Annotated in this window: 13 protein-coding genes and 1 tRNA gene; 4 read left to right on the top strand and 10 right to left on the bottom strand. The window is 34.3% G+C overall.

Annotated elements, in window-relative coordinates:
* Positions 1–72: 72 nt before the first annotated feature.
* The 4 genes from OO775_RS05695 (at position 73) to OO775_RS05710 (ending at position 2,464) form a co-directional block, all read left to right on the top strand.
* A complete protein-coding gene (locus OO775_RS05695; protein WP_264846081.1) occupies positions 73–738 on the top strand; it encodes a 3'-5' exonuclease in 666 nt (221 codons plus the stop codon).
* A gap of 79 nt (positions 739–817) precedes the next feature.
* Positions 818–893: transfer RNA gene (locus tag OO775_RS05700), tRNA-His, on the top strand.
* 44 nt (positions 894–937) lie between these two features.
* Entirely contained in the window at positions 938–2,203 is a 1,266-nt protein-coding gene (locus OO775_RS05705; RefSeq protein ID WP_264846082.1) for a tyrosine-type recombinase/integrase, read from the top strand.
* Positions 2,204–2,209: 6 nt separating this feature from the next.
* Positions 2,210–2,464, top strand: coding sequence for a hypothetical protein (locus OO775_RS05710; protein WP_264846083.1), 255 nt, complete (start codon positions 2,210–2,212; stop codon positions 2,462–2,464).
* 77 nt (positions 2,465–2,541) lie between these two features.
* On the opposite strand, the gene OO775_RS05715 is transcribed toward OO775_RS05710, so the two are convergent.
* The 10 genes from OO775_RS05715 to OO775_RS05760 all read right to left on the bottom strand — a co-directional run bounded on the left by OO775_RS05715 (position 2,542) and on the right by OO775_RS05760 (position 13,045).
* Complete coding sequence (locus OO775_RS05715) at positions 2,542–2,961, bottom strand: hypothetical protein (protein ID WP_264846084.1); 420 nt, start codon at positions 2,959–2,961, stop codon at positions 2,542–2,544.
* A gap of 265 nt (positions 2,962–3,226) precedes the next feature.
* Positions 3,227–3,874 (bottom strand): antA/AntB antirepressor family protein, encoded by a 648-nt coding sequence (locus OO775_RS05720; protein ID WP_264846085.1) that lies wholly within the window; start codon positions 3,872–3,874, stop codon positions 3,227–3,229.
* Positions 3,875–3,876: 2 nt separating this feature from the next.
* Positions 3,877–4,188, bottom strand: coding sequence for a hypothetical protein (locus OO775_RS05725; RefSeq protein WP_264846086.1), 312 nt, complete (start codon positions 4,186–4,188; stop codon positions 3,877–3,879).
* A 289-nt stretch (positions 4,189–4,477) separates the two neighbouring features.
* Positions 4,478–4,726, bottom strand: a complete 249-nt coding sequence (locus OO775_RS05730) for a DUF5053 domain-containing protein (protein ID WP_264846087.1) — start codon at positions 4,724–4,726, stop codon at positions 4,478–4,480.
* A gap of 42 nt (positions 4,727–4,768) precedes the next feature.
* Positions 4,769–4,957: a hypothetical protein gene (locus OO775_RS05735; protein ID WP_264846088.1), complete on the bottom strand. Its 189-nt coding sequence runs from the start codon at positions 4,955–4,957 to the stop codon at positions 4,769–4,771.
* A gap of 203 nt (positions 4,958–5,160) precedes the next feature.
* Positions 5,161–5,550, bottom strand: coding sequence for a YcbK family protein (locus tag OO775_RS05740; protein ID WP_264846089.1), 390 nt, complete (start codon positions 5,548–5,550; stop codon positions 5,161–5,163).
* Between the two features lie 93 nt (positions 5,551–5,643).
* Positions 5,644–6,273: a hypothetical protein gene (locus OO775_RS05745; protein WP_264846090.1), complete on the bottom strand. Its 630-nt coding sequence runs from the start codon at positions 6,271–6,273 to the stop codon at positions 5,644–5,646.
* Positions 6,274–6,292: 19 nt separating this feature from the next.
* Entirely contained in the window at positions 6,293–10,408 is a 4,116-nt protein-coding gene (locus OO775_RS05750; RefSeq protein WP_264846091.1) for a hypothetical protein, read from the bottom strand.
* Between the two features lie 32 nt (positions 10,409–10,440).
* Positions 10,441–11,238 (bottom strand): hypothetical protein, encoded by a 798-nt coding sequence (locus tag OO775_RS05755; protein ID WP_264846092.1) that lies wholly within the window; start codon positions 11,236–11,238, stop codon positions 10,441–10,443.
* Positions 11,239–11,305: 67 nt separating this feature from the next.
* Complete coding sequence (locus tag OO775_RS05760; protein ID WP_264846093.1) at positions 11,306–13,045, bottom strand: glycine zipper family protein; 1,740 nt, start codon at positions 13,043–13,045, stop codon at positions 11,306–11,308.
* Positions 13,046–13,161: the final 116 nt, after the last annotated feature.

Consider the following 13,161-nt stretch of genomic DNA (forward strand, 5'->3'; position numbering starts at 1 on the left):
AGATAAAACGTTTAAAAATAATTAAAGATTTTTCTTTAATTTTGCACTCAAAAGCCATAAAAACTTCAGAATATGTTTCATTTTTTTATCAAAAAACAAAGAGACCTTAGTAAATATCCTATATTTTGGCAGTCTTATTTGCAGAAATTTGTTAAAGAAAATCCTCCTATTTCGCAAGTAAGATTTGTTGTTTTTGATACAGAAACCACAGGATTTAATTATGCAAACGACCGTATTCTGTCCATAGGTGCTGTAGATATAGTTGATGACCGAATCAATTTGAAAAATGCATTTGAAATATTTTTAGAGCAAGAAACTTTCAATCCACAAGCGGTTTCTATTCATGGCATTAGAAAACATCATCAGTATACGAAATACTCTGAATCAGAAGCTATGGAATTATTTGTGAAATATATAGAAAATGCAGTTCTTGTAGGACATCACGTTGGATTTGATGTTAAAATGCTCAACGCGGCTTTAGAACGAATGCATTTGGATTCTTTGCAAAATAAGATGATAGATACCAATGATTTGTTTCGTAAAACTAAGATAATCAATCCATTACTTAACAATGACAAACATTATACACTTGACGATCTTTGTACGGAACTTAATATTACTATGCACGACCGACACAATGCCGCAGGCGATTCACTATTAACAGCCTTAGCTTTTTTAAAAATAAAAAACAAATTGCTTAAAAATAAAAAACAACCTTTGTTAAGTTTCTTATTTTGAAAAAGATAGCTTTGTGAAAAGTTTTTGAGTTTTTTTTGGTGAAAAGAAAAAAAAATTGTACCTTTGCACCCGAATAAATGGTGGTTTTAGCTCAGTTGGTTAGAGCGTCGGATTGTGGTTCCGAAGGTCGTGGGTTCGAGCCCCATACTCCACCCGTATTTATAACTACTTGAAAAATACGCTTTTAGCGTATTTTTTTATGTCAAAAATCATCAACTTAATCAATACCGAGTATAAAAGCGAGTATAACCTCTGTTTGCCAAAACCCAACGATATGAAGCCGTACAAAAAGCCTCAGATTTTCCCAAAGGTCATCGCTGAAAAGCCTTTGTCCGCTTTTTCCGATAAGGAAAAGCAGGAAATGATGGCTAAATACAAACGTTGGTACGTGTACTATTATTTCCAAAACAAAGACGGAAAAATGGTCAAACAGCCCTCCATTTACTACAAACTAAATCAGGAATACAAAGAGTTTGACGACCGATACAGAGCATTCCATCGATTGCGAAATATCGTTGAAAAACTTTTGAAAGGCGGATTTTATCCATACGATGGTAAGGAAGCAGAAAATAAATACACCTGCTTTTCGGCGTTGGACTATGTCCTTGAAATCAAAAAAAGCATTGTCAAGGAAAGCACCTTTAAAGACTATAAAAGCCGTGTAGAGCAATTCAAAAAATACCTCAAAGCAAGAGGATTGCACAATTCCAACATTGCAGACCTTACCAAAAAGGATATTAACGATTATCTAAATCACGTGCTGGTCAAATCCAGTCCGAGAAATCGGAACAATACCCTTGCTGTACTGAGTGCCGTGTTTTCCACATTGGAAGAAAACGAATTGGTAACGCACAATGTAACCGACAAAATCAAAAAACTACAAGCCAAACCCGAACGCAATAAGACCTACACCCAAACACAACAAAATGAAGCCTTTGCACTTATGGAACAAAAAGACAAGGACTTACTTCTGTTTGTGAAATTCGTATCGTATAACTTTTTGCGTCCGATTGAGGTGTGCCGTTTGCAAGTGAAAGACATTGATTTTTCCGATGCTAAATTGAACGTTCGGGCTAAAAACAAACTCGTTAAAACCAAAATTATTCCTGAAATCCTGATGCAAGAAATTCAGCATTTCAAAGGAATAAACCCCGATTTTTATCTATTTGCTCCCAATGGTGCGGACTATTGGGCAACCCGAGAAACAGACAAACGGGACTATTGGACAAAGCGTTTTAAAGAAATCAAAAACGAATTAGGATTAGGCAAAGACTACGGATTATACTCATTCCGTCATACGTTTATCACAAAACTATATCGAGAATTACGCTCTCAATACGGACAAATGGAAACTTACGATAAACTGATGCTCATCACGGGACACACCACACTGACCGCATTACAGCAGTATCTCCGAGATATTGACGCAGAACTCCCAGAGGATTATTCAAACCTTTTAAAATAATTGATTATGCAAGACACCATTTCCATACAGATAACAAACCGTTTTTTTAAGGCTTTGGAAGAAATCATTGCGAAGAAAGAAATTAGAGGCATACAAACCTTTTGCAAACTCTACGAAATAGACAAAAGAAACTTGTATAAAGTAAAAAAAGAGCCTGACAAATTCTACTTAAAACCATCTTGGCTTCATTATTTGGTTAAAGATTTTTCCGTGTCTGCTACTTGGTTGATAACAGGGTCTGGAAAAATATTTACAAAATAATGATACCAATTAAGCAACAAAAAAACACTATAAAATAATCTTTATAGTGCTAAATAATTAAAAAGAGAAGTAAAGTATCACCTGACTATTGTTAAAACACCTAATAAAACAGATATACCCGATAACAAATAAACGTTTTTTCGGTGTTTTTTCTTGATTTCTTTAATTTGTTGCTTGTATGATTGCTGAATAATGTCGTTGTTTTCTATAATATTACTCTGCAAGCTGATTTGTTTTTGCAAAGAACTATTCAGAGCTGTCTGATTATCAATAAGCACGCTATCTTGCTGTATTTTGCTTAGTAATGCCGATTGGATTTCTTCGCATTCGTCCGCTCGGAATTTTAGCAAGTTTAGTGTGTGTACGTCATTGGTTGTTATCTGAATTAGTGTGTCTTTGCCAATGATTATAATTGGTGCGCTCTTGTTCCAAGTTTTCTGCGAATATACGTAATTGTTCATCAAGCACAGAGTTAAGATAATGAATATATTTCTCATTGTTTTTGATTTTGATTTTTTCAATTATTTTTTCTTTGGACGTTTCTTTCCATACATTGACCAAACTATCATTTTTTTTCTGCAACAGAAAAGAAATTTGTTTTTGATTTGACAACTCTTGTTTTAATTGTTTATTTTCGGTTTCTGTTTGCTTGATAATTTCTGTTTGCTTGCTGATTTTTTCTACCGAAAATAAATGAATTGTCAAACTTCCTGCAAGCATCACACTTAAAAAAAAGATTGTTTTTTTCATTTCAATATATGATTATGCTGTTATTGGTTTATCAAATATTTCTTTTAAAATATGCGCTGGGTAGGTTTTTACCAACCCAAAACGAGGGTCAGGAATTTCTTCGGTTGGTATGCCTCGCTCTTTGCAAAGTTTTGATGCCTTACGACCGAGCGAACTGGCTAACTTAATACCGCAATCTATTCTCAAAAGTGATGCGTAACCTGCAACCGTAAAATATTCGGGTCGGGTGGTGAGCTTTGCTTCAATGAGATTGACCTGCTCTTGCACTTGATTGATACGGCGGTCTTGCTCTAATAGTATTTGTGCTGATTGCGCCAATATTTCAAGTTGTGAGAGTGGTTTTATCTGCTTGGCGAGTTTTTCGCATTCAAGAAAATACTGCCTTGCTTGTTTGCCTTTCTCTGACCTTTGAAGCATTGATATTTCTTTGGCACAATCTAATGATAGAGCGTAGTCTTTTTTGTTTGTGCCACCTATGCCGTTTGATGCCTGAACAAAAATGTTTATCGCCTGATAATCAATATTTTCAGTAAATCCATATTCAAACATTCTTTCAATCCAGCGATTAAAACCTTCTTTAATCTCTAAAAATTCGTACAATTCTCTTGCGGACACAGCTTGAATGCCGTTTTGCTCTGTTATTTTTATTAACTCTTTCATAATTAAGCGGTTTTTTGGGTTAATAAATTATTGCTCAATATTTGCACTTTCTCAAAGTAATCAGGACTTTTAGGTAACAAATCTACAAGCATTTCAAAGAGTGCTGTTACTTTATTGCTTCGTATCAGCAATATTTCACGTGGTTCATCTTCGTTGATTTCGGTATGCAAATCTTCGATGTTATCACGCAAAACCTCTATCATATTGCGTAATTTGTAGTCTAACAGATAATCAACTGATGATAATTCTTTGACTAATTCAAGGGTTCTTTTGGCTGTTGCAACTGCTTGGTTCCTTGTTTGGGTTTTTGACATAAATTAAAAAAAATTAAACGGCGTGAGTAGGTGTTGTCAAAAACCCGTATTTACGAATTTGCATAACATTACTATTATGCGACACCCTCACGCCGTGAGTTATAAATATTTTACTTAATATACAGAAATAAAAATCTGTACGGGTTTTTGACACTGCAAATGTACGACAATTTTTTAAATGTGCAAATTATTTTCATCAAAAAAAATCATTTTTTTTGCCTATCGGTACTACCGACAAAAAAGCCCGTTGATTTTCAACGGGCTGGGTGTAATTAAAAGGCAGCTATAATTATTGAAAATTATCAGCTGTTTTTCGTATGCGGGCGGCTAAGTCATACAAAGCACCTTTAAATTGTTCTTTTTCGGTTTCGGTAAAGCCCCCAACACCTCCGTTTCCGTCAATTTCTGAAAGTTTATTGTATATCCACGAAGCAGATTTTCCGAAATAACGCTGTGAAATTTTAGCCCAAGATATTTCAAGAGCAATGTCTTCTATTTGTTTTTTTGTAGTTTCTCTTTTACTGATAATTATTTCCATATGATAAGGTTTTAAAGTAGTGAGGTTGCCCTCACTACTAAGTTATTTTTTCTTTTGTTTAGCACGTTCTTTTTTTAGTATTTCCTTACGCTCTTTGTCTCCTTCTCCATCTAAAACCTTTTCAAAAAGTTCTCTTGCGTACCATTCCAGTTCAAACGAAGGGTTGTGTTGTGCTTCTCTAAAATTACGAATTGCTATAATCAGCTCTTCTTCTACCTTTGTTAATTTCATTTTTATATCCTTTTAATTACTCTACAAATATATTGTGAATTTCCACAATATGCAAGTTTTTTTGTAAAAAAAATTTGAAATATTTTCTAATTAGTTGATTTTCAGAAATAAAAAAGATTGTTTTTTTTATAGTTCCAAGTTTCAAGTTCCAAGTTTCAAGTTCTAAGGACATTAAACATTAAACCTTAAATATTAAAACCAATTTACACCATCTGCCAACGTGCTTTTACTCCACGAATATCATAATGCGTAAAAGTTTTGTAAATACCAATGCCTCCTTGTTTCATTTTGCCTTCTTTTATCAGGTTTTCGATAGTCTGAGCTACTTTTTTGGGCGATACCCCTTGTATGACTATATCGGCAGCTTTACCCAAAATATGCTGACTTTTAGGTGAGGCATTTTTTATTGTAGCGTTATATTTTGGGCTTCGATACCCGCTGTTAATCGTTATTTTTTTTCCTACAAAATCGCGCAAAACTTGTAGGTTTTTTGCCAATTCTTGAATATTTTTCAATACATCAGCGGGCATAGTTGAGCCGTCTTTGCTGTCAAATTCCGATTTTGAAAAATTATTTGTTAATTGAAAATCCATATTTTTATACTTTAAAAATTTGCTAATGTTATTAAAAACGCTTTTCTTATAATGTATATCAGTAATGCAAAATAAGCGATATACGCTATGGTTTTAATATTCTGTTTCTGCTCCTTGCTTACTTTGAGTTTCATTGTCGTTTTCATTGGTTTTTGCTCCATTTTGGAAACTATCAAAAAAATCTTTTAATTTGCCTTCTTTTTCATAATTATAAAGCGCTTGAATAACAAACTTGGGCGGGTGTTTGCCGTCGGTAATTATAAAAATGTTTTTCAATGCTTTTGAAACAGGGTAAAGTACCGATATAAATTCAATCGTTCCAACAAATACGCTCCCAGCAAAGCTATCAAGTAGCGGATTTGCAAGCACTCGAAGCAAGATATACACCGAAACCACTACGAACAGCATTTCGATTTCTTTGCGTAACATAATACCTATATTAAACGTGCCTCGTTTCCAATGATAACGAATGCCAACAATCAAATTGAGCAACAAAGCACTCGAAATAGACAACGCAAACACACGATTGTTGTCATACCATTGCGACCACAATGTATAAACGAACAAAAACGGCGTTGATTTGATAACAACATCAACGAAATAGCGCGTTTTGTCTTGCCATTTTACAACATTTATATTGGCAAAAAACAAAATAAGAGGCGCTATTAGTATTCCTATCTTTATCCATTGTCTTTTGAAAAACTCTTTTACTTTTTCTTTCATTGTTTATAATTATAAATTTTTAATCTCTATGAGACATAATATACCAATCAGCTCCATAATTGCGTACTACTAACGTATCTCCCCTTCCCATATCTATATAGCCTACGCTTCCGTTATATCTGTTACCATTATTATCCAATAAAAAACCACCTTCTGAACCTTCAATACGCATTATTGCATCTGCGAAACTATGAGCGCAAATTATAGATAATTCAAAGGTTACATCTCTACCTACCGATTGTCTAATTTCAGAGGCTTTTGGTAAGCGAACGTGTCCATTACCTATTCGAGTTGTAAAAATATACGTGTGCGTTTTTGTGAAATTATCAACAATAGCTCCGTAATATGTACCTCCTCTGTAAGCGTCTTCAAATATTACAGAATTTCCTTTTTGAATGGAATTTCCTTCTTGGTATGTATCACCTTTCATATAGATAGCTCGTGTAATTCCCTGTTTTACAATACCAGCTTTTGGGGTCATATCTATATAAATTCCATAGTTTTCATATTTTGTTGATTCTCCTTTGTTCATCAAAGAAAGTAAAGCAGCTATTTGTGAGCTTGATGATATGGTTTCTTTGCCTAATGAAACAAATTTATCTACATTGCCATCTCTGTCAGCAAATAGTATACTTCCTCTACCTAAGTGCAACCCTCCCTGATTTCTTGTATATTCGCCTCCACTTATCAAATGCGAAGGTTTGTCTATTTTATTTATAGTCTTATAATTTTCAACATCGAAATATCCAGATTGGATAGCTTCTGACAAAATTCTAAAATCACCAATAAAACACCCTTCTTTTGCGTGAAGTTTCGTTGCATATACGCGTCCATCTCTGGTTACTCGAAATGGGGCATTGTTTCTGCCTGCAAAATCACTTCCTGAATAAATACTTACATCATTGTTTCCTCCCACACCCGTAATTCCTGTGTTTGCTCCGTTTTCATTTCCTAATACAAGCGTACCTGTGGCTACTACATTGCCATCTATACGAGTTTCTGAAAGAAAATCTGTTTTGTTTTCGACTTTCGTAATTTTGGACGTATTTTGTTCTATTTTATGTCGAAACGTATTGGGAATTAAATTTGCATTATAGTCAATCGGATTAAATCGTGTATTGTTATTGTTTGTCCAGCCATTCTCAAACACTTCTACATTGATGTCTTGGTCTGTAAATACGTGATATTTTGCGCCTCCTCGCAAGTAAAATAGTTCTCTACTATCCGTCCAAGATTGGGAAATATCCAATAATGGTGATTTTCCTTCTTTTGTCCAAGCGTATGTGAATATTTCAATTATTCGTTCTATGTCAATAGTTCCCCAGCTGCATCCGTTGGTTGTCCATTGACATAGTAACGAAAAACTTTTACTTCCGTGTGTTGCCCACGAAGGACTATGAACATTATAATACAAATCCATAGTTACTCTAAACGTTTTTCTGCCTGTCGGTGGCATACTCGAAGATACCACTGGAAACCATTTATTTTGGTCAAAAGTCGTTAAATCCAATTCGGTAAGTTTGAGGCTGTCCGCTTTTTTGTCAATATTCTGCTGTAATTGATTTTGTGTATTCGTAATATTTTGATTTGTGTTAATAATCTGTTGTTGTACATCTTCGGGAGCGGGCGCCCAATCGGTGGCTTTGTTGCCTTTTTCTAATTGAACTTTTTTAACATTTGTAGCCCCGTACAAGTGTGGAAATATTATGTGCCCCTGATAGTCATCTTTTTTAAACTTGAATGTAGTATTAAATCGTTTCCAATCTGTTGTGTTTTCAGCTGGAAAATGCCCATCTGTACTATTATTAAAAAATACTCGCCCTTGCAGATCTCCTTTTGCATCAAAAGAAAACGTATAGGTTTCTCCTTCAACAAGTGGTTGTGTTAATTCTACATCATAATAAAACGTATCTTTTTCAATATGTGAATTTCTAATTAAATTTCGCCCACCAATCCGCAAATTATTTACTTCTTTTTGACTGATTTGTTGGATTTGCTCTTTGCTTTCTCGTGTAAATGTTACATCGGCTACAATGTTTATTTTGTCATCTAACATTTCAATGTATTGCTTTCCATTACTTGATGCTATTTTGCGTGTTGTGATTTGACTGGGCAATACTTCTGTAAATCCGTACATTTTAGAAAAGCCTCTTGTGCCTTCACGTTCCGAATTGAGAATACCAAACAGAAAATGATAAAAACCCATCTCTTGTTCCATATGTATCACATTTTCAGACAGAAAAAAAGTAGCTTCCGAGTTTGTTTTATTGGCTTTCACATACAAATAATACGACTTTTTTTCATCATTTAATCTTCCTGAGGTAAAAGCTGGCAAATCCCAAAATTTATATTCACTAACTGACCGCTTGGGCTTTATCGTGTCTATTCCCAATGTAAGATGTTGCAAAATGGACTTAGGTAGGCTTATTTGTTTTGTGTTGGCATCATACGTTACAGGCACAATTACTTCATTAGTAGTGGTTTTATTATCAACAAAACGAAATTGTAACGAAGCATCGCCAACCATTAGTTGCATTGTCTGAATAGTAGCAGGATTGATACTTTTGCTATATTCTGTAAAAGCGTTTTCTATCAAAGTTTGCGTTTCTTGTGTATCCTGAAAGCGTCTTTTTGAATAATCGATGATTTCTTTTCTTTGTTTTTGAGCTAATATTTCTTGTTGCTTGATTGTTCCAAATAGAGAAGAAATTCCCCCACTTACTACTTCATTGCTTAATTCTATAAGTGGATTTTCTGGGCTATTGATATGGTCTTTTATATTAACAATACGAATTAGAACCCCGTCAGGTTTGAAATGATTATCTTTAAAATTAACATACCCACCCAAAACAATTTTACCTCCATAATTCGCCCAATTATTTTTTATGAAAATGCCGTCTAATTCTCCTACAAATGAAAATTTATCTTGCTCATTTTCATACAAATATTTTACCGCTTCATTGAGCATTTCAAAACTTGCACCTGTTTTATTTTGCAGATTTGAAATATATTCATCGGGCATCTGCATACCGAAAACGGCAAATTGATCACCTTTCTTTGGGTGAAAATGTCCATATCGGTCGTCTTCGGGAAAGGTTCGCCCATCTTCTTCCTTGGGTATAATATGAAAACGTCCTTTTTCATACTTGACATCAAACTCTCTACCAGAAAGCATTCCACTCTCAAAGATAATCGTCAATTTTTCACCTGCAATCTTTAATTTCTCAAAATCAATCCCTTGCATCTGAGGACTTTGTATAGAGTAATTATTACCTCCAATGTTTTTCTTCCATATTTGGTCAATCGTATAAACGGCTTTGGGATAAATATGAGATAAATCCAAACTTGCCTCATTGGTAAAATTCACTTTCTCTTTTCGCTCAATATAAAGCCCTTGCGGGTCTGTTTTATATACAATGCCATTGTAAGTAAATTCATAATTTTTTGGCAAAAGCAATGTATCATTCCCGTACTTTGAAGGGTCAATGTTTCTATCCCCTCCCTGTACATACAAGCGAGTTATACGCTGATTTTCTGAATTTCGACCTACACCCGATTTAAACCCGTTGCCTTTGCCATAAGCAAGCACCAATGGATTATCTTTATTGTATTCAACTTTTTTTAAATCAATCGTTTTATTCTTTATTTCCCATTCGGTTTTGAAAGTCTCAGCTATCAAGGTTAAAGCCTCTAAACAACTCTGATGATTGAAAGCAATGAGTTTTTCGTTACTTGATATGTATTCTCCGATTTTCCATTTATTGGCTGATGTATCATTTTCATTTAAAACATCGGTCAATAACCGCAAATACTCCTGAGGTGTTGCCGTCAAGGTAAATTTTACCTTTTTACTTACCAAATCTTTAAATCGAATGGTAGTTAAAAGCGCTTGCGAACTTTCCATAACCAACGTATATTCATAGTGTCGATTACTGATTTTCTTAAAGTTTTGAGGCTTCAAAAGCGTGTATCTTTCGCCTTGAAAATCGCAAAACGAACCTATGGGAAACTCGATAAATTCAGGCAAATCAAACAATAATGTAATATTGTGTTCGCCTGCTATTTCACGAAGGCGATAACTATCATCTTTTACATCAATTTCTTTAAATTCGGTTTGAGAAATATATATTTTCATTTTTAACTTTTTTTCGTTTGTTTCAATAGTTTTTAAATAATAACGATATTCATATCAAACTGGCAACGCACACGGGTTTTATTTTCGTGCAAATCAAAATATAGCACTTTACTACTTTCATAATAACATTGATAGGTTTTGGTTTCTGCTCTGAGTTCTCGTGCATTTTTCTTTATCCAATTATGCAAAAAACCATAATAAATATTCCAGAAGTTAGACAACTCACAATTTAAAAAACATTTTATAGTTGCTTTTCGACTTTTCTTTTTTAAAGATTGGTCAAAGGTTTTTACACCCGAAAGTAGCCCATTGGTTACCTCTAATATGGGTTTAACTTCTTTCTCACTATACACATTTTCACTCCCTTCCAAAACAACTATTCCATATTTTGAAAAAGCAACACCATCTAAAAACCAATCATCCGTACCTTGATTGATAGTTACGGGGTTGTACGTATAATTCCATAACGGCAAATCATCACTTAGTTTTATTTTTATTTCTGATTTGTTTAAAAACTCCTGATAACCCGAAAATTCAACAATCCGAAGTTTAAACACTTTCTCTACATCAGGAAAATACCAATCTCGGTGATTTTGCTCCAACAAAAAAGCAATAAAATCAAAGTATTTACTTTTATCAGCCAATAAAAACGATAATTCAAGCGTTTTTTTATCCAATTTAGGCGCTGATAAATCGACTTCCAAGCCGTCATATTCAGCCCAATCGTTACTCAGAACGTTTTTCATCGAAGGGTACGAAACCAAACTTGAAAAATCATTGATAAGTAGCGTGGCTGTAAAATCGGATATGTTTTTTTGGCTGATGGTCATCGTTATATTTTTCAAATGCAAAGTTACAAAAAACGTGTAAAATCAACACGTTTTTATAGGTGTTTTTTTACTTTATTTTTAGCCCATGCAATTTAATTTCTTCAAAATTTGAACTCATTTTTGATATATCCGTTTCTATTTTTGCCAATCTACCTGTATTGGTATCTATATTTGCTAAGTGTTGCAGAGACCTTGCCGAAAAGTCTTTCATAAAATCGGTACTTTCTTTTATTCCTTGTGCTATGGTAACTGCTTTTTTCAATTCTTCATTACTCACTCGTTGGAGTTCGTTCATCGAGGAAAAACGAGCGCTTAATTCGCTACCTGTATCTTGGCTCATTGATTGTAAACCTTTTACTTGACCTTTTTGGTTTTCTTTATTGTTTTTCAATATATCTAACCCGTAATTATCTTTTCCTACTTTTTGTAATTGTTCAAGAGCTAAGTGCATATTTTTAGCAACACCGCTTAATTTTCCTGCACTTTTTCCGATAGCGTCTAAAAGTCCTGCTTCTCCTCTTTCTTTTGTTTGTTTGATAATATCTTGTTTAATTTCTTGAATTACGGGCTCTGCTAGAGCATCAAAAATCAGTTTTGTTCCCAAATCCTCAAAAATGGAACTTACTACCTTACGCAAAGCAATAGCTGCGTCTTCTCCTGCTTTAAATGCATCTACTAATGAATTTCTTAATTTGTTTCCTAACTCAGATAGTATCTCTGTGGCTATATCATTGATTTTCTTATTAGATTCTTCTATTTGTTTGTTCCAATCTTCAATGTTTTGTACAATTTCTTTTGTTTTTTCATCAAGCTGGTTGTTTGCCTTGATGTTTTCAAGTAGCGCTTTATTTACATGCAAAAGTCCATCTGCTCCTCGCCATACTAATTCAGGAAATTCATGTAAAATACCGCTCCACTCTTGTTTTCTCTTTTTCTTGAACAGCCCCCCAACAAACCCAACAACTGCGCCGATAGCACTGCCTATGACTGTCCCTACTATTGGCACAACAGACCCAATAACCGCCCCCGCTCCCGCCCCCTGCAAGGCTGTATTAGCAACCGCCCCCCAGTCAGTAACATTTCTCGAACCTTTTTTTACCCTACCTTCATTTATTAGCTGGTGGATTTTCTTTTGTTGCTCTTCTGTTGCATAGGATAACGATTTTAGTCCGTCTTTCATTCGATTAACGTACTGGTGTGTAAGTCCGCTACTATTAAGTTCTGTACGCATTCTCAGCTCTTGTGCAAGGGCTAAATTATAATCTTCTTGCGCTTGTCTTTTGTCTCTTGCATCTTGTGCATTTTGCGCTCGTATGGCTCTGTTTCGAGCGGATATTTCCCCTATTGTTCCAGTAATAAAACTCACTCCTGCACTAATAGCTGAAAGCCACCCTTCACCCTTTGACATTCGCCCTGCATTTATTTGAATGGCAGTATTAAGTCCCTGCAATCCTACTTGTATGCCTTCCGTTATTTTTGCAAATGTTTTTAGTAAGGAACTTTCTAAATCATCACCTAATTTGTCGAAAATAGAAGCAATTCTCTCTGATACGTTTTGAAGTTCGTTTATTCCATTGCTTATATTGTCTGATGCTTGTAATTTGTTTTGTGAGGTTGTATTCGGGTTTAAAATAATATGAAACCCTTTTATCATATTTGTTAAATTGTTAGAAAAACTTCCCCTTGCTGTTCTTTTTAACTCTTCAAGTCTTTTGTTAAGTCGGTCTAAATATTCAATGTCTTCGGATTTAGTTAAGTCTAAGTTTTCTTTTACTTTCTCGATAGCTTTTTCACTTTCGGCTATCATTTCATTTAACTGCTTATTTGTAAAGTGAGAAAAATCAGAAAATAATTTTTTTGTATATCCGTAATTAAAAATAATTTTGTATATTTGCCTCAAAATCAATAGTTATGAATATTTTT

The sequence above is a fragment of the Capnocytophaga catalasegens genome (assembly GCF_026005215.1).
GTDB classification, from domain to species: domain Bacteria; phylum Bacteroidota; class Bacteroidia; order Flavobacteriales; family Flavobacteriaceae; genus Capnocytophaga; species Capnocytophaga catalasegens.